General features: G+C 73.0%; 23 protein-coding genes. 11 read left to right on the forward strand and 12 right to left on the reverse strand.

Features of this window, described 5'->3' with window-relative positions; genetic code table 11:
- Position 1: 1 nt before the first annotated feature.
- Positions 2–2,086: a transketolase gene (gene tkt / locus AB0L89_RS28885; protein WP_365146972.1), complete on the reverse strand. Its 2,085-nt coding sequence runs from the start codon at positions 2,084–2,086 to the stop codon at positions 2–4.
- A 215-nt stretch (positions 2,087–2,301) separates the two neighbouring features.
- Between tkt and AB0L89_RS28890 the strand changes: the two genes are divergently transcribed.
- Positions 2,302–3,216 carry an AraC family transcriptional regulator gene (locus AB0L89_RS28890; RefSeq protein ID WP_365146975.1) on the forward strand — a complete coding sequence of 305 codons (915 nt, stop codon included), beginning with the start codon at positions 2,302–2,304 and terminating at the stop codon, positions 3,214–3,216.
- 63 nt (positions 3,217–3,279) lie between these two features.
- On the forward strand, positions 3,280–4,290 hold the full coding sequence (locus AB0L89_RS28895; protein ID WP_365146978.1) for an aldo/keto reductase: 1,011 nt from the start codon (positions 3,280–3,282) through the stop codon (positions 4,288–4,290).
- A gap of 30 nt (positions 4,291–4,320) precedes the next feature.
- Here the strand turns inward: AB0L89_RS28895 and narI are convergent, their stop codons facing one another.
- From narI to AB0L89_RS28915, 4 genes are read right to left on the reverse strand one after another with little or no spacing between them, the layout of a single operon-like run.
- Positions 4,321–5,025, reverse strand: a complete 705-nt coding sequence (gene narI / locus AB0L89_RS28900) for a respiratory nitrate reductase subunit gamma (protein ID WP_365146981.1) — start codon at positions 5,023–5,025, stop codon at positions 4,321–4,323.
- Entirely contained in the window at positions 5,022–5,648 is a 627-nt protein-coding gene (gene narJ, locus AB0L89_RS28905; RefSeq protein WP_365146984.1) for a nitrate reductase molybdenum cofactor assembly chaperone, read from the reverse strand. Before narJ ends, narI begins: the two co-directional genes overlap by 4 nt.
- The gene (gene narH, locus AB0L89_RS28910) at positions 5,645–7,276 is read right to left on the reverse strand and encodes a nitrate reductase subunit beta (RefSeq protein ID WP_365146987.1); all 1,632 of its coding nucleotides are present in this window, start codon (positions 7,274–7,276) and stop codon (positions 5,645–5,647) included. The genes narJ and narH overlap by 4 nt, the downstream gene beginning before the upstream one ends.
- 18 nt (positions 7,277–7,294) lie before the next feature.
- Positions 7,295–10,984 (reverse strand): nitrate reductase subunit alpha, encoded by a 3,690-nt coding sequence (locus AB0L89_RS28915; protein WP_365146990.1) that lies wholly within the window; start codon positions 10,982–10,984, stop codon positions 7,295–7,297.
- A 277-nt stretch (positions 10,985–11,261) separates the two neighbouring features.
- On the opposite strand from AB0L89_RS28915, the gene AB0L89_RS28920 reads away from it, so the two are divergent.
- The gene (locus AB0L89_RS28920) at positions 11,262–12,068 is read left to right on the forward strand and encodes an alpha/beta hydrolase (protein WP_365146993.1); all 807 of its coding nucleotides are present in this window, start codon (positions 11,262–11,264) and stop codon (positions 12,066–12,068) included.
- A 6-nt stretch (positions 12,069–12,074) separates the two neighbouring features.
- Here AB0L89_RS28920 and AB0L89_RS28925 read toward each other — a convergent pair whose 3' ends face one another.
- A complete protein-coding gene (locus AB0L89_RS28925) occupies positions 12,075–12,626 on the reverse strand; it encodes an AAA family ATPase (RefSeq protein ID WP_365146996.1) in 552 nt (183 codons plus the stop codon).
- A 491-nt stretch (positions 12,627–13,117) separates the two neighbouring features.
- Here AB0L89_RS28925 and AB0L89_RS28930 point away from each other — a divergent pair, with 491 nt between their 5' ends.
- The 5 genes from AB0L89_RS28930 (at position 13,118) to AB0L89_RS28950 (ending at position 17,494) form a co-directional block, all read left to right on the forward strand.
- The gene (locus AB0L89_RS28930) at positions 13,118–13,714 is read left to right on the forward strand and encodes a carbonic anhydrase (RefSeq protein ID WP_365147255.1); all 597 of its coding nucleotides are present in this window, start codon (positions 13,118–13,120) and stop codon (positions 13,712–13,714) included.
- Positions 13,715–13,768: 54 nt separating this feature from the next.
- Positions 13,769–15,316 (forward strand): SulP family inorganic anion transporter, encoded by a 1,548-nt coding sequence (locus AB0L89_RS28935; protein WP_365146999.1) that lies wholly within the window; start codon positions 13,769–13,771, stop codon positions 15,314–15,316.
- Between the two features lie 52 nt (positions 15,317–15,368).
- Positions 15,369–15,521 (forward strand): hypothetical protein, encoded by a 153-nt coding sequence (locus AB0L89_RS28940; RefSeq protein ID WP_365147002.1) that lies wholly within the window; start codon positions 15,369–15,371, stop codon positions 15,519–15,521.
- 149 nt (positions 15,522–15,670) lie between these two features.
- A complete protein-coding gene (locus AB0L89_RS28945; protein ID WP_365147005.1) occupies positions 15,671–16,888 on the forward strand; it encodes a hypothetical protein in 1,218 nt (405 codons plus the stop codon).
- Between the two features lie 48 nt (positions 16,889–16,936).
- Positions 16,937–17,494: a hypothetical protein gene (locus AB0L89_RS28950; protein WP_365147008.1), complete on the forward strand. Its 558-nt coding sequence runs from the start codon at positions 16,937–16,939 to the stop codon at positions 17,492–17,494.
- On the opposite strand, the gene AB0L89_RS28955 is transcribed toward AB0L89_RS28950, so the two are convergent.
- The gene (locus AB0L89_RS28955) at positions 17,483–18,388 is read right to left on the reverse strand and encodes a LysR family transcriptional regulator (protein ID WP_365147011.1); all 906 of its coding nucleotides are present in this window, start codon (positions 18,386–18,388) and stop codon (positions 17,483–17,485) included. The genes AB0L89_RS28950 and AB0L89_RS28955 overlap by 12 nt on opposite strands.
- A 110-nt stretch (positions 18,389–18,498) precedes the next feature.
- On the opposite strand from AB0L89_RS28955, the gene AB0L89_RS28960 reads away from it, so the two are divergent.
- The 3 genes from AB0L89_RS28960 to AB0L89_RS28970 are packed head-to-tail and all read left to right on the forward strand — an operon-like array spanning position 18,499 to position 21,402.
- The gene (locus AB0L89_RS28960; protein WP_365147014.1) at positions 18,499–19,710 is read left to right on the forward strand and encodes a four-carbon acid sugar kinase family protein; all 1,212 of its coding nucleotides are present in this window, start codon (positions 18,499–18,501) and stop codon (positions 19,708–19,710) included.
- Positions 19,707–20,681 carry a 4-hydroxythreonine-4-phosphate dehydrogenase PdxA gene (gene pdxA / locus AB0L89_RS28965; RefSeq protein ID WP_365147017.1) on the forward strand — a complete coding sequence of 325 codons (975 nt, stop codon included), beginning with the start codon at positions 19,707–19,709 and terminating at the stop codon, positions 20,679–20,681. The genes AB0L89_RS28960 and pdxA overlap by 4 nt, the downstream gene beginning before the upstream one ends.
- A gap of 55 nt (positions 20,682–20,736) precedes the next feature.
- Positions 20,737–21,402, forward strand: coding sequence for a HisA/HisF-related TIM barrel protein (locus AB0L89_RS28970; protein ID WP_365147020.1), 666 nt, complete (start codon positions 20,737–20,739; stop codon positions 21,400–21,402).
- Here AB0L89_RS28970 and AB0L89_RS28975 read toward each other — a convergent pair.
- The 5 genes from AB0L89_RS28975 to AB0L89_RS28995 all read right to left on the reverse strand — a co-directional run bounded on the left by AB0L89_RS28975 (position 21,399) and on the right by AB0L89_RS28995 (position 26,921).
- Positions 21,399–22,247 (reverse strand): calcium-binding protein, encoded by an 849-nt coding sequence (locus AB0L89_RS28975; RefSeq protein WP_365147023.1) that lies wholly within the window; start codon positions 22,245–22,247, stop codon positions 21,399–21,401. The two genes, AB0L89_RS28970 and AB0L89_RS28975, sit on opposite strands and share 4 nt — an antisense overlap.
- Positions 22,248–22,416: 169 nt before the next feature.
- Positions 22,417–23,970, reverse strand: coding sequence for an amino acid adenylation domain-containing protein (locus tag AB0L89_RS28980; protein WP_365147026.1), 1,554 nt, complete (start codon positions 23,968–23,970; stop codon positions 22,417–22,419).
- Between the two features lies 1 nt (position 23,971).
- Positions 23,972–25,348: a condensation domain-containing protein gene (locus tag AB0L89_RS28985; RefSeq protein WP_365147029.1), complete on the reverse strand. Its 1,377-nt coding sequence runs from the start codon at positions 25,346–25,348 to the stop codon at positions 23,972–23,974.
- On the reverse strand, positions 25,345–26,595 hold the full coding sequence (locus AB0L89_RS28990; protein WP_365147032.1) for a cytochrome P450: 1,251 nt from the start codon (positions 26,593–26,595) through the stop codon (positions 25,345–25,347). The genes AB0L89_RS28985 and AB0L89_RS28990 overlap by 4 nt, the downstream gene beginning before the upstream one ends.
- Positions 26,592–26,921: a phosphopantetheine-binding protein gene (locus tag AB0L89_RS28995; protein ID WP_365147035.1), complete on the reverse strand. Its 330-nt coding sequence runs from the start codon at positions 26,919–26,921 to the stop codon at positions 26,592–26,594. Before AB0L89_RS28995 ends, AB0L89_RS28990 begins: the two co-directional genes overlap by 4 nt.

Here is a 26,921-nt window from a genome sequence, read left to right on the forward strand (position 1 = left end):
ATCAGGCGCGGGCGGCGGCCACGGATTCGCGGGCCTTGGCTGCGACGTTCTCGGCGGTGAAGCCGAACGCGCGGAAGAGGACACCGGCGTCGGCGGAGGCGCCGAAGTGCTCCAGGGAGACGATGCGTCCGGCGTCGCCGACGTAGCGGTACCAGGTCAGGCCGATCCCGGCCTCGACGGCGACACGGGCCTTCACCGACGGCGGCAGGACGGAGTCCTTGTACGCCTGGTCCTGCTCCTCGAACCACTCGACGGACGGCATCGACACGACGCGGGTGGCCAGGCCCTCGGCCTCCAGCGCCGCGCGGGCGGCGACGGCGAGCTGCACCTCGGAGCCGGTGGCGAGGAGGAGGACGTCGGGCGTCTCCTTCGACGCCTCGGCCAGGACGTAACCGCCCTTGGCCGCCAGCTCGTTGCGCTCGTACGTGGGCACGCCCTGCCGGGTCAGCGCCAGGCCGTGCGGGGCCGGCGCGGCCGAGCCGCGGCGCAGGATCTCCCGCCAGGCGACGGCGGTCTCGTTGGCGTCGGCCGGGCGGACCACGTTCAGGCCCGGGATGGCGCGCAGCGAGGCGAGGTGTTCGACCGGCTGGTGGGTGGGGCCGTCCTCGCCCAGGCCGATGGAGTCATGGGTCCAGACGTAGGTGACCGGGAGCTGCATGAGCGCCGACATGCGGACGGCGTTGCGCATGTAGTCCGAGAACACCAGGAACGTACCGCCGTAGATGCGGGTGTTGCCGTGCAGCGCGATGCCGTTCATCTCGGCGGCCATCGAGAACTCGCGGATGCCGAAGTGGACGGTGCGGCCGTACGGGTCGGCCTCCGGGAGCGGGTTGCCCTTGGGGAGGAAGGACGACGTCTTGTCGATGGTGGTGTTGTTGGAGCCCGCGAGGTCGGCGGAGCCGCCCCACAGTTCGGGGATGACCGGGCCGAGGGCCTTGAGGACCTGGCCGGACGCGGCGCGCGTGGCGACCTTCGTGCCCGCCTCGAAGACGGGGAGCGCCTGCTCCCAGCCCTCGGGGAGGCGGCCCGCGACGATCCGGTCCAGGAGCTGCGAGCGCCCGGGGTTGTCCGCGCGCCACTCGACGAGCCGCTTGTCCCAGGCGGCGTGCGCCTCGGCGCCGCGGTCCAGGGCCTGCCGGCTGTGGGCGATGACCTCGTCCTCGACGATGAACGTCCGCTCGGGGTCGAAGCCGAGGGCCCGCTTGGTGGCGGCGATCTCGTCGGCGCCGAGCGCGGAGCCGTGCGAGGCCTCCGTGTTCCGGGCGTTCGGCGCGGGCCAGGCGATGATCGTGCGCATCGCGATGAGCGAGGGGCGCTCCGTCTCGGCCTTGGCGGCGGCGAGCGCCTCGTACAGGGCCTTGGTGTCGACGTCGCCGTTCTCCTGCGGCGTGATGCGCTGCACGTGCCAGCCGTAGGCCTCGTAGCGCTTCAGGACGTCCTCGGAGAAGGCGGTCGCGGTGTCGCCCTCGATGGAGATGTGGTTGTCGTCGTAGACGAAGACGAGGTTGCCGAGCTTCTGGTGTCCGGCCAGCGAGGAGGCCTCGGCGGAGACGCCCTCCTCCAGGTCGCCGTCGGAGACGATCGCCCAGATGGTGTGGTCGAAGGGGCTCGTGCCCTCGGGGGCCTCGGGGTCGAACAGGCCACGCTCGTAGCGGGCGGCCATGGCCATGCCGACGGCGTTGGCGACGCCCTGGCCGAGCGGCCCGGTCGTCGTCTCGACGCCGGCGGTGTGGCCGTACTCGGGGTGGCCGGGCGTCTTGGAGCCCTGCGTGCGGAAGGCCTTCAGGTCGTCGAGCTCCAGCTCGTAGCCGGCCAGGAAGAGCTGGGTGTAGAGGGTGAGGCTGGTGTGGCCCGGGGAGAGGACGAAGCGGTCGCGGCCGGTCCACTCGGGGTCGGCCGGGTCGTGCCGCATGACCTTCTGGAAGAGGGTGTACGCCGCCGGGGCCAGGCTCATGGCCGTGCCGGGGTGTCCGTTGCCGACCCGCTGCACGGCATCGGCCGCCAGGAGGCGGGCGGTGTCGACGGCACGCCGGTCGAGGTCGGTCCACTCGAAGGGGTCGAGGGCGTCCGGTGTCTGCGTGCTCATCTGTAAGACTTCCTTCGCATCCGTTGTGCATCCGTGGCGCCGAAAGGCACCGGCGGTCCGGGTCCAAAGTCCCTGGTCCAGCCACGTACGAACTTAAAGGTCATACTTTTGGCGAGGTAGGTGCCCCCGTGTCAGCGTTCGGTGAAAATGGGACACGAACAGCACATGACAGGCAGCCGAAGTCGATCGGGCACGAGGAAACACGAGGAACACGGATGACGGAGCGGGGCGGCGCACATCCGAGCGCACATCTGGGAGCCGCGGAGCACATCCGTACGTATCCCTTCGACCCGAGCGCGAGCGTCTCCGGCGTCGGGATGCAGGTCGGCCCGATGGGCACCGACGGCCCCTGGGCGGGCGGCGTGGGCCTCGCGCGGCGCGTGCACCGGATCGACTTCCACGTCCTGCTGTTCTTCCGCGAGGGCCCGGTCCGTCACACGGTCGACTTCACCCCGCACGAGGCGCGGGCGGGCGACATCCTGTGGATCAGGCCCGGCCAGGTGCACGGCTTCTCGGCCACCGACCGCTATGTCGGCACGGCGCTCACGATGCAGCCCGGCTTCCTGCCGCGCGCCACCGTCGAGTCGACGGGCATGTACCGCTACGACCGCCCGCCGCTGCTCCGCCCGGACGAGGCCCAACGCACCGCGCTGGCCGCCTCCTTGGAGCAGCTCCAGCGCGAGTACCTGGACACGGCGACCCTCCCCCTGAGCCTGCACACGAACGTGCTGCGGCACTCCCTGACCGCCCTCATGCTGCGCGTGGCGCACGTGTCGGCGCGGGCCGCGGCGGACGAGTGCAGGCCGCAGCCCGACACGACGTTCACGCGCTTCCGTGCCGCGGTGGAGCAGGGCTTCACCACCAATCACAGCGTCAGCGCGTACGCGGACGAGCTCGGTTACTCGCGGCGCACGCTCGTCCGTGCCGTGCGCGCCGCCACCGGCCAGACCCCCAAGGGCTTCATCGACCGGCGCGTGGTCCTGGAGGCGAAGCGGCTGCTGGCGCACACCGAGCTGCCGGTGGGCCGGATCGGGGCGGCGGTGGGCTTCGCCGACTCGGCGAACTTCTCGAAGTTCTTCCAGCTGCACACCGGGCTGACCCCGGCGGCTTTCCGGGCCGAGCAGGTCTGAGCCGCCCCGCGCCGGCCGGGCCCCTTGACTTCGAGTGCGCTCCAGCGGCTTCACTGTGCGCCCATGGAGTACACGCAGCTCGGACGCACCGGACTCAAGGTGAGCAGGATCGTGCTCGGCACGATGAACTTCGGCGGCCTGGCCGACGAGGAGACCAGCCACGCACTCATGGACACGGCCCTCGACGCCGGCGTCAACTTCTTCGACACGGCGGACATCTACGGCATCGACGAGGAGAAGGGACTGACGGAACGCATCCTCGGCTCCTGGTTCGCGCGCGGCGGCGGGCGGCGCGACAAGGTGGTCCTGGCCACCAAGCTGTACGGCAACATGACCAACGACGGCACGCCGTGGCACCAGCAGTCGTGGCCCAACCACGACCGGCTGAGCGCGCTCAACATCCGCCGCTCCGTGGACGCCTCGCTCCGGCGCCTGGGCACCGACCACATCGACGTCTATCAGTTCCACCACATCGACCGGAACACCCCGTTCGAGGAGATCTGGCAGGCCATCGACGTCCTGGTCCAGCAGGGCAAGATCCTCTACGCCGGGTCCTCCAACTTCCCCGGCTACAAGATCGCCCAGGCCAACGAGACCGCCGCCCGCCACGGCCGCCTCGGCCTGGTCAGCGAGCAGTGCCTCTACAACCTGGCCGAGCGCCGCGCCGAGATGGAGGTCATCCCGGCCGCCCAGGACTACGGCGTCGGCATCATCCCCTGGTCCCCGCTCCACCAGGGCCTGTTGGGCGGGGCGCTGCGCAAGGAGCGCGAGGGCGGCGGCGCCCGCACCCGCGGCGGCCGGTCCGCGTCGGGCCTCGCCGACCCGGCGGTGCGGGCCCAGGTGGAGGCGTACGAGAAGGTCGTGGCGGAGCACGGTCTGGAGCCCGGCGAGGTGGCCCTGGCGTGGCTCCTGACCCGGCCGGGCGTGACCGGCCCGATCGTGGGTCCGCGCACCGCCGAGCAGCTGGAGTCGGGGCTGCGCGCCGTCGCGCTCGACCTGCCCGCGTCCCTGCTGGAGTCCCTCGACGAGATCTTCCCGGGTCCCGGCCCGGCCCCCGAGGCGTTCGCCTGGTGACAGGGCGGGCCCCTCGCCGGCCGGCCGGGGTCAGCGGCGCGCGGCGGGCACCTGCCGCGCGCCGCGGGAGCGGTAGACGATGTAGGGGCGGGCCAGATAGCCGAACGGCGCCGTGAAGGCGTGCACCAGGCGGCTGAAGGGCCACAGGGCGAACAGGGCCATGCCCAGCAGGGCGTGGATCCGGTAGGCGAGCGGCGCGTGCGCCATGGCGGACACGTCCGGGTCGAGGGTGAACAGGGAGCGGAACCACACCGAGACGCCGAGGCGGTAGTCGTACGCGTGCGGCCGCACCGTGGTGGCGGTGGCGACGAGGCCCGCCAGGATCACGCAGAGCAGGACCGGGTGGACGGCCCGGTCGCTGCGGCTGGTCGCGGCCCGCACGGCGGGCACGCGCAGCCGCCGGTACAGCAGGACCACGAGCCCGGCCAGGGTGGCGAGGCCCGCGGTGCCGCCCACGAGCAGGGCGTTGGCGTGGTACAGCCACTCGTGGACGTGCAGGCGTTCGGTGAGCGACTCCGGCACGAGCAGCCCGATGGCGTGCCCGGCGATCACGAAGAGCAGGCCGTAGTGGAACAGCGGGCCGCCGATCCGCAGCAGCCGGTGTTCGTGCAACTGGCTGGAGCGGGTGGTGAAGCCGAACCGGTCGTAGCGGTAGCGCCAGGCGGTGCCGCTGACCAGGACGGCCACGACGAGATAGGGCAGGACGCCCCACAGGGCGATGCGCAGGTGGTTCACCGGGGCGTCTCCTTCGCGTGCGGGGCGTCGGGAGCACGTTGGGGATAGGGCAGGAGGCCGACCGCCTCGGCGGGCGGTCCGTTGCGGGCGAGCCGCAGCGCCGCCTCGCGGGTGGCGGGCCCGGCACCGGGCAGGGTGTCGCAGACGGCCTGGAGGACGTCGGCGTAGGGGCTGCGGTGCGCGGCGAGGGCGAAGCGCAGCAGTTCGAGGGCGGGCCGATGCCCGGTGAGCAGCCGTGTGCCGGGATCCGGGGCGCGCGCGGCGAACTCCAGCACGAGGGGCAGGAAGTCGGGCAGCTCGTCCTCGGGCGGGCTCCATCCGTGCCGACGGTAGAGGGCCTTGAGGCCCGCGAGGGTCGCGCCGCGCCTGCGGGTGTCCCCGTCGGTGTAGTAGGTGAGGTACAGGCACCGGCGGCGGCTGCGGTCGAAGGTGGCGACGTACTGGGCGGCCAGCGTGAGCTGCGGGATCTCGCGGACCTGCGCGCAGAAGCGCAGGAGCAGGCGGATCTCGGGACCCGGCACGGTGCGCAGCGTCGTGTCGACGGTGTGCAGGCGGGCGGGCCAGGTGTGGTCGGGGTAGCCGAGGAGCAGGGCGGCGGCCTGGTGGACGACGGGTCGGCTCATCGGGCGGCGCCGCCCTCGCCGCGCGGGAAGAGCCCGTCGGGGCGGCCCCGGCCGTTCCAGTTCAGGAGGTTGACCCGGCCGCGCAGCGAGGCACCCGCGTGTTCCGGATCCCGTGTGCCGGGCAGCGGGGCGTGGAAGGCGTCCGCGTCGTACATGCCGGGGCCTCCGTGGCCGTCCAGACTGCAGCCGGCGTCGAGGTCGTCGTGCCCGGTGACGGTGTAGCCGGTGGGGATGACATAGCGCTCGTCGTACTTGGCCAGGGCCAGGAGCCGGTACATGGCCTCGATGGAGGTGGTGTCCATGCCGACGGCGCGGGCGATGGCCGGGTCGCGCTCCTCGCCGAGGTTGACGCGGCGCATGTGCGAGCGCATCGCGGCCAGCCGGCACAGCGCGGCCTCGACCGGTGCCGGGTCGCCCGCGGTGAACAGCTCGGCGAGATAGCCGACGGGGATGCGCAGGGAGTCAATGGCGGCGAACAGCTTGGCCGGGTCCTCGCCGTCGTGCCCGGTGGCGGTGAGGGACTCGACGACCGGGGACAGGGGCGGGATGTACCAGACCATGGGCATGGTGCGGTACTCGGGATGCAGCGGCAGCGCGACCTTGTGACGGCTGATCAGGGCGTGCACCGGTGAGCGGCGCGCGGCGGTGATCCAGTCGTGCGGGATGCCGGAGGCCTCGGCGGCGGCCACGACCTCCGGGTCCTCGGGGTCGAGGAAGCAGTCCAACTGCGCCTGGTAGAGGCCCTGTTCGTCCTCGGTGGCGGCGGCCTCGCCGACCTTGTCGGCGTCGTAGAGGATGACGCCGAGGTAGCGCAGGCGCCCGACGCAGGTCTCGGAGCACACCGTGGGCTGCCCGGCCTCGATGCGCGGGTAGCACAGCGTGCACTTCTCGGCCTTGCCCGTGCGGTGGTTGAAGTAGACCTTCTTGTACGGGCAGCCGCTCACGCACATCCGCCAGCCGCGGCAGCGGTCCTGGTCGACGAGGACGATGCCGTCCTCGACGCGCTTGTACAGGGCGCCGGAGGGACACACGGCCACGCACGACGGGTTCAGGCAGTGCTCGCAGATGCGGGGCAGATAGAACATGAAGGCCTGCTCGTACTCCAGGCGCACCTGTTCGTTCATCTTCCGCAGCACCGGGTCGCCGGCGAGGTGTTCGGGGCCGCCGCCGAGGTCGTCGTCCCAGTTGGGCCCCCAGGTGATCGCGGTGGGCTCGCCGTCGATCAGGGAGCGGGGCGGAGCGGTGGGCACGTCGTCCCCGAGCGGGGCGCTGATCAGGTTCTCGTAGTCGTACGTCCACGGCTCGTAGTAGTCGTCCAGGGAGGGCAGATCGGGGTTGGCGAACAGGCGGGCCAGGCGCCGGGCCCGGCCGCCGCCGCGCGGCACGAGCCTGCCCCGCTTGAGCCGCCAGCCGCCCTGCCACTTGTCCTGGTCCTCGTAGCCGCGCGGGTAGCCCTGGCCGGGCCGGGTCTCGACGTTGTTGAACCACGCGTACTCGGTGCCCGAGCGGTTGGTCCAGGTCTGTTTGCAGGTGACGGAACAGGTGTGGCAGCCGATGCACTTGTCGAGGTTCATCACCATCGCGACCTGCGCCATGCAGCGTCCGACGGTGGTCTTGCCACGGGACATGTCTCGTTCTCCACGCTTCTAATAGGACACGGCCTGGGCGCGGCGCCGGATGACGGTGACCGCGTCGCGCTGGTTGCCGGTGGGGCCGTAGTAGTTGGGGGCGAAGGAGAGCTGGGCGTGGCCGCCGATCAGGTGGGTCGGCTTGATCAGCAGCCGGGTGAGCGCGTTGTGCACCCCGCCGCGCCGCCCGGTGGCCTCGGACGTGGGCACGTTCACCAGGCGCTCCTGCACGTGGTACATGAAGACGGTGCCGGGCGGCATGCGGTGCGAGACGACCGCGCGGGCCACCACCACGCCGTTGGCGTTGTGCGCCTCGATCCAGTCGTTGTCCGCGACGCCGATCGCCTCGGCGTCGGCGACGCCGAGCCAGATCACCGGGCCGCCGCGCGCCAGGGTCTGCATCAGCAGGTTCTCCTGGTACTCGGAGTGGATCGACCACTTGGAGTGCGGCGTGAGGTAACGCACCGTCACCGAGCGCCCGCCGTCGTCCCGAGGCGGCGCTTCCCCGAGCATGTCCAGGCCCAGGGGCGGCCGGTAGAGCGGCAGTTGTTCGCCGTACTCGGCGATCCACGCGTGGTCGAGGTAGAAGTGCTGGCGGCCGGTGAGGGTGTGCCAGGGCTTGCGGTGCTCCGTGTTGATCGTGAAGGGGGCGTAGCGGCGGTCGGGGCCCTCCTTGCCCGACCATTCGAAGCTGGCGCCGACCTGCACCGGGCGGGCCTGGGTGTCGGAGAACTCCACGCGCCGTTCGGCCACCGACGCGCCGAGCTCCGCGAGTCCGGTGTCGGTGCCGCAGCGTTCGGCGAGCCGCTCGAACCCCTCGGCGGCCAGGCGGCCGTTGGTGGTGCCCGACAGGGCCAGGATCGCCTCGCAGAGCTTCACGTCCGTGTCGAGCAGGGGGCGTCCGCGCACCGGCTCGTGGGCGGCGGTCCCGCACCGGGCGGTGAGCCATGCGACCTCCGGTCGGGGGCGCACGGTGACGCCCTTGACCGTGATGCCCCGCTCCTCGACGAGCGGGCCGAGGGCGGCCATCCGGTCGCCGATGGCGGTGTAGTCCCGTTCGACGACGGTGAAGTGCGGCCCGGTGGGGCCGTCGGGCGGCGCCTCGCCGGGGGTGTCGTGCTGGAGAGGCGTGGCGACCAGGTCGTGGGCGACGTCGAGGCGGCCCCGCGCGAGCCGGGCGACCTCGGCGGCCAGGCCGTGGAAGATCTCGAAGTCGGTGCGGGCCTGCCACGGCGGGCTGATCGCCGGGGAGAAGGCGTGCACGTAGGGGTGCATGTCCGTGCTGGACAGGTCGTGCTTCTCGTACCAGGTCGCCGCGGGCAGCACGAGGTCGGCGTACAGGGTCGTGGACGTCATGCGGAAGTCCAGCGCGAGCAGCAGGTCGAGCTTGCCGCGGGGGCCCTCGTCGCGCCAGGTCACGTCCCGGGGCCTGGCCTCGGGAGGGGCCTCCTCGGCGCTCGCGTTGTCGGACGCGCCGAGCAGGTGCCGCAGGAAGAACTCGTTGCCCTTGGCGGAGGAGCCGATGAGGTTGGCCCGCCACACGGTGAGCACCCGGGGCCAGTTGACCGGGTCGTCGGGGTCCTCGCAGGCGTACGACAGCCGTCCGGCGTCGCGCTCCGCGGCCACCCAGTCCGCCGGGTCGGCGCCGGAGGCGCGCAGGCGCCGCCCCAGTTCCAGGGGGTTGGCGGAGAACGTCGGGGCGGCGGGCATCCAGCCCTGCCGGACGGAGCGTGCGATCAGGTCGGCGGTGTGCAGTCCGCTCAGGGTGCCGGGCGCGGTGGGCGAGGCCAGGGCGTCGGCGGTGGACCTCTCGTAGCGCCACTGGTCGGTGTGCTGGTACCAGTACGGGGTCCCGGCCATCTGCCGTGCGGGGCGCACCCAGTCCGATGCCGTCGCCATCTGCTGCCAGCCGGCGTAGGGACGGACCTTCTCCTGTCCCACGTAGTGCGCCCAGCCGCCGCCGTTGACGCCCTGGCAGCCGGTGAGCAGGAGCAGCGACAGGAACGAGCGGTAGATCGTGTCCGAGTGGAACCAGTGGTTGGTGCCCGCGCCCATCACGATCATGCAGCGGCCGCGGGTCTGCTCCGCGGTCCGCGCGAACTCCCGCGCCGCGCGGACGACCGCGCCCGCGGAGACCGAGGTGAGCGCCTCCTGCCAGGCGGGGGTGCAGGGCGTGGTCGCGTCGTCGTACGAGTCGGGCCACTGCCCGTCGAGTCCCTCGCGCCCGACGCCGTACTGGGCCAGCATCAGGTCGAAGACGGTGGTCACCAGGCGGTCGCCGACGCGCAGCGCGGGCACTTCGCGCCGCAGCGTCGCGCCCTCCTCGTCGAAGCGGGGCAGCACCACGGTCGCGGTCGTCGTGCCGGGCCTGCCGTAGAGGGTGAGCAGCGGGTCGATGTCGCCGAGGTCGAGGTTCCAGCGGCCCTCGCCGGATGTGCCCCAGCGGTCGCCAAGCGTGCCGCCCGGTACGGCGGGCCGCCCGGCCGCCGCGTCGTAGAGGACCGGCATCCAGCGCCGGGCGTCGGGGTCGGCGTCCCGGGCGAGGTCCAGGTCGCGCGCGGTCACGAAGGCGCCCGGGGTGTGGGCGCCCGCCTCGGCCCCGCCCTTCCCGGTCCGGCCCGTCGCGTGCTCGTCCAGGCCGACGAGGAACGGCAGATCGGTGAACCGCCGGACGTAGTCGGTGAAGTACGGGACCTGCCGCTCGACGAAGCACTCGCGCAGGACGACGTGGCCCATGGCCATGGCGAGCGCGCCGTCGGTGCCGGGGTGCGGGTGGAGCCATTCGTCGGCGAACTTCGTCGCGTCCGCGTAGTCGGGCGAGACGACGACCACCTTCTGGCCGCGGTAGCGGGCCTCGGCCATCCAGTGCGCGTCGGGGGTCCGGGTCACCGGCACGTTCGAGCCCCACAGCATCAGATACGCCGCGTCCCACCAGTCACCGGACTCGGGCACGTCGGTCTGGTCGCCGAACACCTGCGGCGAGGCGATCGGCAGATCGGCGTACCAGTCGTAGAACGACAGCATCGGCGCGCCGATCAGCGCGTGGAAGCGGGCGCCGACGGCGTGGGAGGCCATGGACATCGCGGGGATCGGCGAGAACCCGGCGATCCGGTCGGGGCCGTACGCGCCCAGGGTGTGCACATGGGCGGCGGCCGCGATCTCCAGGGCCTCGTCCCAGCCGATGCGGACCAGGCCGCCCTTGCCGCGGGCCGCCTGGTAGCGGCGCCGCTTCCCGGGGTCGCCGGTGACCTCGGCCCACGCGGCGACGGGATCACCGCCCAGGCGGCGCTTGGCCTCGCGGAACATCTCGACCAGCACGCCGCGCGCGTGCGGATGACGGACCCGCGTCGGCGAGTACGTGTACCAGGAGAAGGACGCGCCGCGTGGGCAGCCGCGCGGTTCGTAGTCCGGCCGGTCGGGGCCCGCAGAGGGGTAGTCGGTCGCCTGTGTCTCCCAGGTGATCAGCCCGTCCTTGACGTACACCTGCCACGAGCAGGAGCCCGTGCAGTTCACTCCGTGGGTGGAGCGAACCACCTTGTCGTGCGCCCAACGCTCCCTGTACGGCTGGTCGTTGACCTGCTGGTCCGTGCGGAAGACCGCTCGCCCCTCGGGCGTGGTCTGCGCCCTTCTCAACAACTGCCCCACCGCGAAGAGCCGTTCGGCCGCCTCCGTCGCGATCTGCTCCGCCCTGGCCCTGCCACGTCCCACGCCACGGACTCCCCTCAGGGGTCGGCGCACCAGAACGTTCTCTCCTCCGGCGCGCGCCTCTCGACGAACGAGGGACAGACTCCTCCTGGGACGTCCGCGATGTGGACGACTTTTTGGCCAGTTTGGTGTACCTGGAACATATTTTTCCGACGCTTTGCCAAGGTTCAGACCAATACTGACCGCCGTACGAACAGGCCTGCGAACGGGCATGATCGGACGGCATGGTCACCCGGCACCGACAGGCTCGACCGTCCGGCACCGAGAGGAGTCACGACCCTTGACACCGATCCACGTGACGACATGGGACGAGACCGACGGGCAGGGCCCGCCGGCGGTCTTCGTGCACAACATCTTCAGCTGGGGCAGCGACGCGACGTACGGCTTCGCGGCCCAGCGGCCGCTGGCCGATCGCCACCGCCTGCACCTGGTGGACCGGCGCGGCTACGGCCGCAGCCCCGACACCGAGCGGAACGACTTCGAGACGGACGCCGACGACGTCGTCGGCCTCCTCGGCGAGGGCGGCGCCCATCTGGTCGGCCACGGCAACGGCGGGGTGATCGCGATGCTGGCCGCCGCCCGCCGCCCCGACCTCGTGCGGTCCCTGACGCTGATCCAGCCCTCCGCGTTCACCGCCGCGGCCGAACACCCCACCGTCGCGGCCCTGTTGAGCCGCGTGACGGAGTCGGCCCCCGGAGTGCCGGCGGCGCCGGGCGAGCAGGAGGTGCGGGAGTTCCTGCGCGCCTCCACCGAGGGCATCGGACTGCCCGTGCCGGAGCCGACGGCGGACCGACTGCGGGCGGTGGCCACCTCGATGCGGGAACGGCCCGTCTGGGAGGCCCGCATCCCCCTGGAGCCCCTGCGGGCGGCCCCTTGGCCGACGTCGGTGATCTGTGGGACCTGGGAGGACTCCCCCGAGCTGTACCGCACGTATGTCGGCGATCCGTTGATCGCCGTCGCCGAGTCGCTCACCGACACGCTCGGCGCCCGCCTGCTGCGCGTGCCCGGCTTCTATCCCCACACGCAGGAGCCCGACGCCGTCAACGCGGAGCTGCGACGGAACTGGCGGGCGGCGGAAGGACGTTGAGGTGGCTCAGCCGCCCGCCAGGACCGCGTCCACCGTCTCGTCGAGGGTGAGCGCCGAGCTGTCGTACCACTCCCCCTCGCCCGCCAGCTCGGCGCGCAGCGCCTCGTCCAGGAAGGACCAGTCGACCGGCAGGACCTTGTCGCGGGCCGCGAGCCGGCCCGAGACGACCTCGACCGACGGCGCGAGCACGATCAGGCGCAGCGGCAGGTCCTTCAGGTGCTCCCGGTAGAACTCCAGGTGCGCGCGGCGTACGACCACGTCGTCGATGACCGGTACGACGCCGCCGGCGTGGAAGCTGCGGGCGAGCACCGACGCGTTGCGGGCGCGCAGGAGCAGTTGGCGGTCCGCCTCCGCGTCCCCCTCGGGCGTGGGCAGCCGGCCGCCCGAGACGACGAGGTCCTGGAGGTGGTCGCCCTCGATGTGCGCGCCACGGGGCATGCGGCGGGCCAGGGCCGCGGACACCGAGCTCTTGCCGGACCCCGGGATGCCGACGACGAGGAAGACGTGGGGGGCGGGTTCGGTGTCGACGGCCTGGCCCTCGAAGAAGGTGTCCGGCATGGCTCTTCTGCTCCCTGTCGTTCTGTGCTCCCGGGCGACGGCGCACGGCCCCGGGCGATGGCACGCAGCACCCTAGTGCTCCCCCTCGCAGGGGATCACGGGGTTTTCCGACGGCCCGGCCGATGCCGGATTCGATGCGACTGCAATCCCTTGCGAACGGAATCGCCTCATCTGCTCCACAGAATCATCACCAAGATCTTTGGTCAACGGTTTAGCGCTGGACCAACTCCCAGCTCAGGGGCGTTTATTACTCATTCTTTGGCAGATTTTTGCTCTGTCATGGAAGGTTAATGCGATGGCAAAGTGGGAGTCACGAGAGCCACTCAGGCTGTCACCGGGGCAACGGGCGCCCGCAGCGCCGCGGACCGACCCTCCCCACCGTCACCATCGACCCGACCACACCGCGTCCCGGCTGACCGCCGCAGCGACGCAGGAGGCAGGCCACCTTGAAGTCACTGATCGACAACGCCCGTTCGTTCGCCGCGAACCACGTGGCGGACCCCCGCAACGCCGAGGCCTTCCAGGCCCTGGGAGCCGGGCAGTCGCCCGAAGCCCTGTTCGTCACGTGCTCCGACTCGCGCGTCGTCCCGGCCCTCATCACCGGAGCGCGGCCCGGCGAGCTCTTCGAACTCCGCACGGCGGGCAACGTCGTACCGCCCTACCCCACCGAAGGCCCCATAGGCCGCCCCGGCCATCCCATGAGCGAGGCGGCCACCATCGAGTACGCGGTGTGCGTGCTCGGCGTCCGCGACATCGTCGTCTGCGGACACTCGCACTGCGGCGCGGTGGGCGCCGTCGTGCGGCACGAGGACCTGTCGGCCGTCCCGGCCGTACGCGACTGGCTCGACCACTCGGTCGCCGCCGACGCCCCGCTGCGCTCCCTCACCCCCACGTCGGACGACGTGTCGGAGGCCGTGCAGACCCATGTGCTCGCCCAGCTGGAGAGGTTGCGCGGCTACCCCTGCGTGCGCGAGCGCACCGCCGACGGATCGCTCACCCTGCACGCCTGGTACTACGAGGTGCACACCGGCACCGTCTCCGCACACCGTCCGTCGGACGACGGCCGGCCGGCGTTCGGTCCGCTGTGAGAGCCGCCGCGCCCCTCCGCCCGGCCCGCTCCCACGACAGGACCCCCCACCCTCATGTCCTCTTCTTCTTCCCCCCTCCTCGCCCCCTTCCGCGAGCTGCGTGATCCGGGCGTCCTGCGCCGGGACGTCCTCGCCTCGCTGGTGGTCTTCCTGGTCGCCCTGCCGCTGTGCGTCGGTGTGGCGGTCGCCTCCGGCGTACCGGCCGAACTGGGCCTGGTCACCGGCATCGTCGGCGGTCTGATCGTCGGCATCCTGCCGGGCAGCGCCCTTCAGGTCAGCGGTCCCGCGGCCGGACTCACCGTCCTCGTCTTCGAGGCCGTACGCGAGTTCGGGCTCGGCATGCTCGGCGCGATCGTGCTGCTCACCGGCGCCCTGCAGATAGCCCTCGGTCTGCTGCGCTGCGGCAGATGGTTCCGGGCGATATCCGTGTCCGTCGTGCAGGGCATGCTCGCCGGCATCGGACTCGTCCTCATCTTCGGCCAGCTGTACACCATGGCCGGGGCGAAACAGCCGCAGTCCGGTCTCGACAAGATCGCCGGCCTGCCGGGTCTCCTCGCCGACACCCTGCAGTCCACCACGGCGCTGACCGCCGCGGCCGTCGGACTCGGCACCATCGCCGTGCTCGTGCTCTGGCCCAAACTGCCCGCCGCCGCGCGCGTGGTGCCCGCACCGCTCGCCGCGGTCGCCCTCGCCACCGCCGTGACCGCCGGGCTGGGCCTCGACGTGGCGAACGTGACGGTGCGCGGCCTGGTCGACTCGATCCAGCCGCCGGGCCTCGGCGACCTGGCGCAGCTCGGCAGCGTGGCGGTGCTCGGCACCGTCCTGGCGTTCACCCTCATCGCGTCCGCCGAATCGCTGTTCAGCGCGGCGGCCGTGGACCGGATGCACAACGGGCCGCGCACGCACTACGACAAGGAACTCGTCGCCCAGGGCGTCGGCAACACCGTGTGCGGCGTGCTCGGGGCCCTGCCGATGACCGCGGTCATCGTGCGCAGCTCCGCCAACGTCCAGGCCGGTGCGCGCACCCCGCTCTCCCGGGTCCTGCACGGCGTCTGGCTGCTCCTGTTCGCCGTGCTGCTGCCGGCCGCGCTCGGCATCATCCCGCTGGCGGCGCTCGCCGGTGTCCTGGTGCACGCCGGCTGCAAGCTGATCCCCTTCAAGGAGATCGTCCCGCTGGCCCGCGCCCACCGCGGCGAGGCCATCATCCTCGCGGTCACGGCGATCGCCATCGTGGTGACCAACATGTTCGAGGGCGTGGTCCTCGGTCTGATCCTCGCGGTCGTCAAGTCCGCCTGGGAGACCTCCCACGTGCAGCTGGACGTCACGGAGCTGACCGATGGCCGCATCGTGGTCACGCTCACCGGGAACGCCACGTTCCTGCGGCTGCCCCGCATCCTCGAGACCCTGGAGGCCATGCCCAAGGACCGGCCCATCGAGCTGGACCTGACGGCCGTGCGCCATCTGGACCACGCCTGCCGCACGACGCTCGAGAACTGGGCGTTGCGGCACAACGACTCCGGCACCGAAGCGGTACGCATGAAGACGCTTCCGGTGTCCGGTGCCGGTGCCGAGGAGCCCGCGACGGCGCGGGCCAGGCACTGAGTGACACGCAAGTTCCGTTTGTCCACCATCTGATGACTATGGAGGTTTCACCATGGAGAAGCTCATCGCGCGCATGACGCAGGAGTCCGTGTGGCAGAAGTGGGTCGCCGCCAACTCCGCGCAGGGCGCCAAGGACGGCTGCATCAGCGCCACGCCGAAGAGCGGCTGCATCAGCGCGACCGGCAAGTCGGGCTGTATCTCCTGACCCCGGGCCGGCGGCGTCCCCCGGGCGCCGCCGGCCGCGCCACCTGAGCCACTGACGGGCCGCGGGGCGGCCGCCCGGCGGCCGTCCCTGTCGCGGCGGCCGCCCCGTGCCCGTCACTCCCCCGCCCACCGCCCCGCACCGGAGCCCCCTTGAACCGACTGCCGAGCGCCGACGTCCTCGACCACGTCCGGGAGATCCCCCTCTACCGCGCCTCCGTGGAGCGCGGCCACTTCCCGATCCTGGAGAAGCCGGAGATCGCCCGGGAATTCCCGGCCAACTGGATGACCCCCGAGCTGTCCCGCGCCCTGGAGACGGGCGAGGCCGAGTTCGTGCTGTCCACCGGGACCAACCACGCCCGGATGCAGCTCATCCGGCCGCCGTACTTCCTGCTCCGCTCCTACTACCGCCTGTGGAGCGAGCACCCCGATCTGGGCGCGCTCTGGCACGAGGGCGCGCGACGGGTCTCGCTGACCACCGTGCTGGCCACCGAGCACGTGGCGCGCGTGAACGCCGCCAAGCCGGGCGCGACGCCCGGCGAGCGCTGGCTGGACGACCGCACGCTGTACCTCAACCGCGAGCTGGATCCGTCCGGCTGGGACCGCACCGAGGTCGAGCGGATCCTCGCCGACATCCGTGCCGTCGCCGCCGCGCACCCGAAGGGTGCCTACCTCCTGGACTGCTCCGGCTACCACCTGGCGCACCTGGTCAGGAAGGTCGACGAGTGGGACCTGTGGGACGCCTTCCCCCCGCCCGGCGGCATCATCCACGCGTACGAGTACACGCCGCTGAACGTCCGCGTGTTCCTGCGCGACCACTTCGACTGCCCCGTCGTCGACCTCTTCGGCAGCACCGAACTGGGCTACCTCTTCTACAGCGAGGCCGACGGCAGCTACCGGCCCTACCTGCACGACATGAGCGTGGAGCTGATCCCGGTGGAGCCGGGCAGCGGCATCCACAGCCTGATCGTCACCAGCGTCCGCAACCCGTACATGCCGCTGGTCCGGTACCGCTCCGGGGACTGCGTCCGCACCCGTGACGGCAGCGCCGACCCGGAGCGGATCATCTCGTTCTGCGGTCGCGAGAAGGAACTGCTGGCCACGCCCCGCGGCCCCGTCGCCCAGGCCGATCTCGACGTACGGATCGCCGCCGTGACGTCCCGCGTCTTCCTCCACCAGCTGCGCCTGACCGGCGAGGACCACTGCGAGTTGTGGTGCACGACCTTCGACGGTGAGCCTCTCGCCCCGGACGAGATCACCGAACTGACCGCGACTGTGGCCGACTTGACCGGGCGGACCTGCCGGGTCGAGCACCGCGCGCACGTACCGATCGGGCGCTCCGGCAAGTACGCCTGGCTCACCACGCCCTAGCGACGCCCTGGCGACGCCCCCTGACAGGACTTCCCGACAGGACTTCCCATGCACACCACCGCACCGCCCACCGGCACCGCCCCCACCGCGACGACCGCTCCCGGCGCTCCCGCCGCGCCCACCGCCGAGGAACTGCTCGGCACCGTCCTGCACGACGAGGTGGTGCGGCACTTCGCGGCGAAGCCCGACGCCCCGGAGCTGCCCCACGTCACCCACCAGGTCCGCGAGTGCCTCCGCTACCTCTACCTGGTCTCCCGCCACCCCGACCGGCTCGCCGGCCTCTTCCTCCCCGTCGAGCAGGACATCGACGAGATCTGGCACTACCTCATCCTGCAGACCCGCGAGTACCGCGAGCTGTGCGAACAGCGGCTTCCCGGCGGCCACTTCATCCACCACCGCAGCATCAGCTACGACGCCTACCAGGAGGATCCGGGGCGCGAGCGGGCGGCCGAGGAGGCGCTGCGGTGGATCCCGCTGTACACCGCCGCGTTCGGCCCCTTCGACGAGGACGCGCTGCCGCACTGGACCGTGGTGCGGTTCCTCCACGACGAGCTGGGCCTGTCACTCGCGGAACTGGCCGACATGACCGCCTCGTCAGGCGACTGAGTCCGCCTCGTCCGCCAGACCGGCCGTCCGGCCGCGCAGCCACGACACGAGGCGGCGCACCCGCTCGTCGTGCTCGGGCGGCCGACGGCCGAGCAGGTGGTAGCCGGTCCCGTCGGGGACGAAGCCGAAGGGCGCGACGAGCTGCCCGCGCTCCAGGTCGTCGCGGGCTACGGCGTAGGGGGCGATCGCGACCCCGACCCCGGCCGCGGCGGCCTGGAGGGTCAAGTAGAAGTGCTCCAGGGTCTGTTCGGACGCGGGCCGGGCCGTCAGGCCGGTGATGCCGCACCAGTCCTCCCAGGCCCGGGGCCGGGTCGCGGTGTGCAGCAGAACGGCGTCCCGCACCCCGTCGGCGCCGGTGAGCCCGGACGCCAGATCGGGGCGGCACACCGGTCCGATCCGCTCGCCGAACAGCCGGGTGCGGCTCACCTCTTCGGGCAGCGGGAAGTCGTCCCTGCGGATCGCGAGGTCGATGCCGTCCCGCTCGAAGAAGACGGGACCGCCGCCGGCGGACAGATGCACGGTCACCTCCGGCACGCTCGCCGTCAGGTCGGGCAGGCGCGGGATGAGCCAGCGCATCAGGAGCGTGGGCTCGCAGGACAGCGTGAGCGGTCCGGCGGGCGCGCGCCGTGACATCTGGGCCGCCGCGCCGTCGATCTGGTCGAGTGCGTCCCTGACGACGGCGGCCAGTTGGCGTGCCTGCGGGGTCGGGCGCAGGGTCCGCGCGCCCCTCTCGAACAGCGTGGTGCCAAGGGCGCGCTCCAGGTTCTGGATCTGCCGGCTCACCGCGCCGTGCGTCACGTGGAGTTCCTGTGCCGCCGCGGTCATGCTGGCGTGCCGCACGGTCGCCTCGAAGGGCAGCAGCGTGTTGAGCGGGGGAAGGGCCGGCCAGCGCATCCGTGAACTCTAGTCACAGCTCTCGTGACAAGGAATCGTTTGTCCTGGGCTTTTGGCCGCCGCACCATTGAATCCGTCACAGCAGCAGCCGACCGACGGAGAGATGGCGCATGACAGTGCTCGACGGTCCCGGGCCGGACGTCGCCATCCTGGCCGACGACCTCACCAGCGCCGCTGACGGCGCCGCGCCCTTCCGCGGCGGCGGGCTGCCCGCGCGGATCCTGTTCGCCGCCCCGGACCCGGCTGTCGTACGGGGCGGTGGCGTGACCGCGGTCGACCTCGGCAGCCGCGTGCTGGACGAGGCGGCGGCCGCCGCGGCCACCGAGCGGGCCGCGCGCCTGCGCCGTGGCTCCGCCGTGCTGTTCAAGACGGTGGACTCCACGCTGCGCGGCCATGTCGTGGCGGAGGCGAAGGCCGCGTGGGCGGGCTCGCGGCGGCGCGCCGTCGTCATCGCCCCGGCCTTCCCCGCGGAGGGCAGGGAAACGGTGGACGCGGTCCAGTACGTACGGGGCGTCCCGGTCCACGAGAGCGACTACGCCCGTGACCCGGTGCACCCCGTGCGGTGCTCGGACCTGGCCGTGCTGTTCCCCACGGCCGCACGCGTCGGCCCCGGGCGGGCGGCCGAACTGCCTCGCCTGGTCCGTGCGGGCGGCCCGATCGTCTGTTCCGCCCGCACGGACGCCGACCTCGACCGTCTGGTGGCGGCGGTGCCGCGCCTCGACGACGTGCTCTGGGTCGGGTCACCGGGGCTGGCCGCCGCCCTCGCCCGCAGGTGCGCGCACGCCGTCGAAGCCACCGCACCCCCCGTCCCTCCGGCCCGGCGGCCCCTCGTCGTCGTGGGCAGCGCCCACCCCGCGACACGGCGGCAGCTGGCGGCGCTCCACGCCCGCGAGGACGTCCAGGGCATCACCGTCGGCGACGATCCGGCCGGGGACACCGAGGCGCTGCGCGGCCTGACGGCCCCGGTCCTCACCCTGCGGACACCCGACACGCGCCACCCGCCGCTCATCGCCCGGGACTTCGTACGCTCCATGGCGGCACACATACGGACCCTGCTCACGGAACACCGCGTCGACGCGCTCGTCGTCACCGGCGGCGAGACCGCGACGACCGTGCTGCGCGCCCTCGACATCACCGGCCTGCACCTGCTCGACGAGCCCGAACCCGGCATCGCCCTCGGCACCCCGCTCGGCCGACCCGGTCTGCCCGCACCGGCCGGTCCGCCCGTCCTCGTCAAGGCGGGCGGCTTCGGCGACGACGACCTGCTCCTGCGGCTCTGCCGCCTCGTACGGACACCTGCCGACCAAGGAGAGCGCGCATGAACCCGATCGCCCTCAGCATGGGTGACCCCTGCGGCATCGGACCGGAGATCACGCTCAAGGTGTGCGCCGACCCGCGCCGCACGATGCCCGTCGTCGTCATCGGCGACCCGGGCGTGCTGGCCCGCGCCGACGCGTTCGCCGGCACGGGCCTGACGCCCCACCCGATCGACTCCCTGGACCACGCGGCGTACGCGCCGGGCACCGTCGACGTCCTCGCGGAGACGGACCTGCCCGCCGAGCTGCCCTGGGGCACGGTCGACGCCCGTGCGGGCGACGCGTCCTTCCGCTACGTCCGGCGCGGCATCCGACTGGCCCTGGACGGTGACGTCCGCGCGCTGGTGACCGCGCCGATCAACAAGGAGGCGTTGCGCCTCGGCGGTGTCCCGCACCCCGGGCACACCGAGATCCTGGCCGAGCTGTCCGGGACGACCGACTACGCGATGATGATGGACAACGGCGAGCTGCGGGTGGTCCTGGTGACCGTCCATCAGTCGCTGCGCACGGCCCTCGACGCGCTCGGCACCGCGCGCGAGCTGGACGTCATCCGCCTCACCGACCGCACCCTGCGGCGCGGCGGCCTGTCCGCACCGCGCATCGCGGTGGCCGGACTCAACCCGCACGCCGGCGAGAACGGCCTCTTCGGCCGCGAGGACCTGGACGTCATCGCCCCGGCGGTCCGGGCGGCGCGCGCCGAGGGGATCGAGGCGAGCGGCCCCTGGCCGGCGGACACGGTCTTCATGCGGGCCCGCGCCGGGGAGTTCGACGCCGTGGTCGCGCAGTACCACGACCAGGGCCTCATCCCCGTCAAGTACCTGGGCCTGGAGCACGGCGTGAACATCACGATCGGCCTGCCGTTCGTGCGCACCAGCGTGGACCACGGCACGGCGTTCGACATCGCGGGCCGGGGCACGGCCGACCACACCAGCCTGCTCACCGCCCTCCGCCACGCCGACCGCCTGTCCGCCCGCTGACCGCGGACCGAGAACCCAGAACCGGGATCCGAGAACCCAGAACCGAGGGACATCCGTGGACTTCATCTTCATGCTGACCCGCGACGACCGCACCGTGACCGACTGCCTCGACGTCCTCGACGCGGTCGGGGACCTCGGCATCACGCACATCGGGTTCAAGGACGTCGGCGTCGACACCGCCACTCTGACCCGGCTGCACACCGCCATCAAGGAGACGGGGGCCGTCTCGTACCTCGAAGTGGTCAGCACCGGGCGGGAACAGGCCCTCGCCTCGGTGCGCACCGCCGTCGGTCTCGGCGTCGACTGGGTCATGGGCGGCACCTGGATCGAGGAGACCGTCGGCCTGCTGTCCGGGACGGCCACGCGCTGTCTGCCGTTCGCCGGAGAGCCGTTCGGGCACCCCACGCGCCTGGCCGGTGATCCGGAGCGGATCGCCGACGACTGCCGGCGGGCCGAGGCGGCGGGCTGCGCGGGCGTCGACCTGCTCGCGTACCGCGCCGTCGACGCCGACCCCCTCGATCTGGTGCGCGCCGCGCGAGCCGCCACGTCGGGCCGGCTGGTCGTCGCCGGGTCCATCACCGGCGGCGACCAGATCCGGGACCTGGCTGCGGCGGGAGCCGACGCGTTCACGATCGGCTCCGCCGCCTTCGACGGCTCGCTGCGGCCCCGCGCCGGAACCCTCGGGTCCCAGTTGGCCGCGGTGGCCGCCTGGCAGGGCTAGTCCTGGTAGACGCGGTTCGTGCCGGGGCCACCCGACAGGAAGTCGTTGCCCGGACCGCCGTGCAGCAGGTCGTCGCCGCTGTTGCCGTAGATCGTGTCGTCGCCGGCCTCGCCGTACAGCTTGTCGTTGCCGCGGCCGCCGAGGATCTTCTCGCCGTCGGCGCTGCCGTGCACCGTGTCGTCGCCGTCGCCGCCGGTCAGGGTGTGGCCGTCGCCGCTCGCGTCGCCGTACAGGGTGTCGTTGCCCGCGCCGCCGTCGCAGTCGTAGACGCAGTGGGTCAGGATGTCGTTGCCCGCGCCGCCGAAGGAGCCCTCGCCGTACACGCCGCCGCCGTTGTCCAGGCGGTCGTCGCCGTCCTCGCCGTACTGCGCGGTGACGCCGTCGCCCTTGAGGGTGTCGTTGCCCGCGCCGCCGTGGATCTGCAGGTAGGCGTGGTTGCCGGGGGCGATGGTGGCCTTGTCGTTCTTGTCGCCGAGGTGGGCGCCGAGGGTGATCAGGTCCGAGGCGCGGTCGCCGGGGTCCGCGATCGTGCAGGTCACGCGGGTGCGGTCGGCGCTGTCCGGGTGGGTGCAGCCGGATCCGTCCTTGGCGGTGATGGCGACGCGGTCGTCGATGGTGACGTCGTAGACGCCCTCCCACTCGTTGATCTCGCGGTAGCGGGTGGTGACGGTCACGTCGTTGACCTGGCCCGGGGCGGCCTCGTAGCTCAACCGCGAGCCGGATACGGCGTCCACGGTCGCGGTGGGAGCGGCGGCCAGGGCGGGCGTACCGGTGAGGCCGGTGACGGCGGCCGTGCAGGCGAGCGCGGCGGCGACGCCGAGCGGCCGTAACGTGCGAGCGAACATGCGTGATTCTCCAGGGAGTTCAGTGGTGCGGTCGGCACCTCGTGTGCCGCAGGTGGCATTCCCACCTCACTCAGGTCAGACGGTCACCGGCAGGCGCCGTTGTACCCGGGCACCACTTGTTCACCAGGGGTTCATCGCGGTCATCACGGGTGGAATCGGAGGATCGCGGTCAGCGGGCGGCGGTGGCCCGGTCGTCGAGCGCGGCGTGGTCGACCTTGCCGTTGGGCAGGCGCGGCAGGGCGGGCACGGCGATGACGCGGGCGGGCAGCGCGGTGGTGGGCAGGCTGCGCAGGAGCTGCGTACGGATCCGCTGGACGTCGAGGTCCTCGTCGGTGGTGACCACGAAGCCGACCGGGCGCGGCCGGGCCGTCGCGGTGACGCCGACGCCCGCCTCGACGACTCCGTCGCACGCCACGAGGGCCTGCTCGATCTCGGCCCGCTCCACCCGCAGGCCGCCGAGTTTGAGCTGGTGGTCGCGGCGGCCGTGGAAGAGGAGCGCGCCGTCGTCGCGGACCGTCGCCAGGTCTCCGGTGCGGAAGCAGCGGGTGCCGTCGAGGGTCACGAAGCGGTCCCGCGCGCTCGCGGCGTCGGCCAGTCCCGGGCCCGCGACGCACAGTTCGGCGGGGCCGCCGTCCGCGTCCGGGGCGAGGTACGCGGCGGCGCCGCTGATGGGCCGCCCGATGGGGACAACCTTGGCGCGCGCGTCGGCGGCGGTGCAGGTGTGGACGGTGGACCAGACGGTGCACTCGGTGGGCCCGTATTCGTTGTGCAGCGCCGCTTGCGGTAGGTCGGCCAGGTGGCGGGCGACCAGCGCGGGCGGGCAGCTCTCGCCGGCGACGATCACGGTGGTGAGGGTGCGCAGCCGGGGCGCGAGTCCGCCGCGCAGCGCCGCGCCGTACAGCGAGGGGACGAGCAACAGGTGGGTGGCGCCGTGGCGTTCGGCCGCGCGGGCCAGGGCCAGCAGGTCGCCGGTGCGCCCTTCGGGGACGACGAGCAGACCGCCGGTGGCCAGCGTCCACCAGATGCCCGCCATGGAGCTGTCGAAGGAGATCGACGAGCAGAGCAGAAAGGCGCCGACGGGCTCGGTGTAGTGCCTCAGCCGCGCGGCGGTGGACCAGCCGAGCGCCGTCGCGGGGACGGTGACGGGCTCGGGCAGGCCGGTCGAGCCGCTGGTGAAGCACGTGTAGGCGAGGGTGCCGCGGCGGGTGGCGCAGCCGTCGCCGGACGCGGTGTCGAGGTCGGCGGGTCCGCAGGGCACGCGCTCCAGGCCGCCGATGGCCGGCGCCGCGCCCGGTCCGTGCCGTCCGTCCGGTCCGTCCGCCTCGTCCGCCGGATCGGGTACGAGGGCGATGCGGGCGCCGCTGCGCCGTGCCATCCGGCGCTGGCGGTCCTCGGGGAATCCGGCGTCGACGGGGACGTAGCGGCATCCGGCGCGCAGGACGCCCAGCAGGGCGGCGATCGTCCAGCGGGAGGCGGTGGCGTGCACCACGACCGGTTCGTCGCGCCGGATGCCGCGCGCGAGCAGCAGGCGGGCGACGGCCCGGGACGCCTCGTCGAGCGCGCGGTAGCCGAACATGCCCTCGGCGTCGGCGACGGCGGGCGCGTCGCGCCCGAGGTGCGGCTCGACGAGGTCCAGGATGTGGGGCGGCCGCCCACCGAAGGGCGGACCGGTCAACCACCGCCCTGCGGCCGGGAGTTCCCCGTCCGCGTCCGCCCCCGTCATGTCAACGGGCCAGTTCCGTCAGGGCGCCGAGGTAGCTCTCGACGGCTCGCTCCATCCAGGCGGGGCCGAACAGGTGCGCGTCGTAGGTGACGTATCCGCCCGGCTCGTCGTCCCAGCGCATCGTCCACAGGAAGGGCAGCGGGATCGGCAGCGGTGGCTGGGTGTCCAGCGGCAGCCGCTCCAGGGCGAGGGCGGCCGGTTCGCGGGCGGCGCGGGCCGGCGGACGCACGATCATCTGGAACGCCGGGGCGACGCGGTCGCGGGCGGTCATGCGGGCCAACAGCTGCGGGTTCTCACGCAGTACGGGGATGAGCGGAATGTCGTTGGCGTACGCCTCGCGGCACCTCTGGTCGACGCGCGGGCGCAGCTCGGCGAGGTTGCCGGGCCCGGGGTTGTCGACGCGGATCTGCAGGACGTTGAGGAGGAATCCGACGGTCTGCCACTCGGAGGGGATGCGGCCCGCGGTGATCACCGGCACCATAGCGTCGCCCGGCGGCAGGAGCGCGCCGACGAAGGCGGTCAGGAGCAGGGTGAACGGCGTGGTGCGCCCGCGCCGGGCGGCGTCGCGCACGGCGTCGCGCAGCCCGGCGTCGATGCGGAAGGGGTGCACCGCGGTCGGTCCGGGCGCGGCGTCGGGGGTCTCGGCGGGCAGCCCGAGCCCTTCGGCACCGGTGAGCCGTTCGCGCCAGTACGGCAGGGCCTCGCCGATGCGGGCCTGCCACTTGTCGCTGCGGTCCTCCACCGCGATGTCGGCGTACTGCATGACGTCGACGGGCAGGGGTCCTCGGCCGTGCAGCCGTGCGGTGTAGGCGGCGGCGAGGTCGCGCTCCAGCACGTCCTGCGACCAGGCGTCGGCGGCGATGTGGTGGGCCACGAGGACGAGCACGGCCTCGGCGTCGTCGCGGCGGCCCAGGTAGGCCCACAGCAGCGGGGGTTCGTCGCTGGGGTGGGGCCGGGTGGTGACCTCGGCGATCCAGTCGTCGGCCGACTCGCCGGGGGCGAGGAGGCCGACGGTGAGCCGGGCGGGCATCGGCGGCAGCACGCGCTGGCGCAGCGCCCCGTCCTCGTGCAGCAGCAGGGTGCGCAGCGCGCCGTGGCGGGCGACGACGTCGTCGAGGGCCTGCCGCAGGATCCGCTCGTCCACCGGCCCCGGCACGCGGTAGGCCGCGCGGACCAGGAACCCCGGTTGCCGGACGGTGCCCGGCAGCAGCGTCTCCACCAGCTCCAGGAGGTCCTGCGCGTAGGTCGCCTCGTGGGATTCCCCGCGCGCGCCCTCGGCGGTCCCGTACGCGGCCGGTTCCTCGGCGGCGGGCCCGCCTCCGGCGCGCGGCTCGGGGCCGTGCGCGCTCTCCGTTCCGCCTGGCGTGGCTGCCGTCACCGCGCCGCCTCCTTCCGCCTCGGCCGCACGCGTACGGGCAGGTGGGTGATGCCACTGAGGAAGGTGGACCGGGCCCGTCGGGGCGCGCCGGTCACCTCGATCTCCGCGTACCGGGCGAACAGTTCCGCGAAGAACAGCCGGAGCGTGACCCGGGCGATCCCCGCGCCGGCGCAGTAGTGCGGGCCCGCGCCGAACGCCAGGTGCCGGTTGGGGCGGCGGGCCGGGTCGAACTCACCGGGCCGCTCGAAGACCGCGTCGTCGTGGTTGGCGGAGCCGAGCCAGGCCACGACCGCCTCGCCCTGCGCGACGCGCACGCCCGCGAGGTCGAGCGGACGGCGCGCGTGCCGCATGAAGTGGCTCGCGGGCGACGCCCACCGCAGCGCCTCCTCGACGCCGCTGTCGAGGAGGTCGGGGCGGGTGGCCCAGTGGGCGTACCGCCCGGTGCGGGTGAGTTCGAGCACGGCGGCGGGCGGGACGTGGGCGAGGGTCACGCTCGCCCCGAGCAGCAGGCTGTAGCAGTTGGACAGGACCTCGCCGGGCGTCAGGCGCTCCCCGTCGACCTCCATCGTCAGCAGGACGTCGACGAGGTCGCCCGGGGTGTGCGCGGACCGCTCCCGGTGGCCGCGCCGCCGCTCGCGCACCAGGTCGGCGAAGTACGCGAACAGTTCACGGTGCCCGCGCTCCAGGGTCGCCCCGGGGCCGCCGGGCAACTGGTGCTCCGGGTCGTCCTCGGCGGCGCACATCATCGCGAGCCGGACCAGTCGCGGCCGGTCCGACGCGGGCAGCCCGAGCAGGGGTCCGAGGACCACGAGCGGGAGTTGCGCGCAGGCCGCCGAGAGGTCGAGGGCCAGGCCGTCGGGCGGGGCCTCGGGCAGCAGGTCGCGGATCCCGGCCCGGATCGGGCCCGCGTGGGTCTCGGCCGAGCGCAGGCGCAGGGCCCGGTGCAGCGGGGCGCGCATCCGGTCGTGGCGGGGCGGGTCGGTGACCGCCATCTGGCGGCCCGCGGCGGGGTCGGCGCGGCCGAGGATGCTGAGCAGGGTGCCGCGTTCGGAGGTGAAGCTCGCGTGGTCCCCCAGGACGCGTTCGACGTCGGCGTACCGGGTCACGGACCAGAATCCGAGGGTGCCCGAGACCGACTGCCAGTGCACGGGCGCGTGGGCGCGCAGGGCGCGCCAGACCGCGTGCGGGTCCCCTTCGGCGTACAGCCCCGGATCGGCGAGGTCGACCTCCGGGGACCGGGTGCTCACCGGCCCGGCTCCGGACGCGCGCCGTTCTTCGCCGCCGCCTCGACGGCCTCGGCGAGGGCGGCCACGGTGGGCGTCAGGAACAGCGCGGCGGCGGGCACCTCGACGCCGAACTCCTGGTCGATGGCGAGTTGGAGCTCGGCGGCGAGCAGCGAGTCGCCGCCGAGCTCGAAGAAGTCGTCCTCGACGCCGATCGGTGAGATCCCGAGGCCGGCGTCCCAGATGACGGCGAGTCTGTGTTCGGTGGTGGTGCGCGGCGCGACGTACCCGGAACTCATGCCGAGTGCGTCGCGCGCGCTCTCTCCGTCGACCGCTGGACGGTGGTCCAC

This window comes from Streptomyces sp. NPDC052114, assembly GCF_040680155.1.
Taxonomy (GTDB): Bacteria; Actinomycetota; Actinomycetes; order Streptomycetales; family Streptomycetaceae; genus Streptomyces.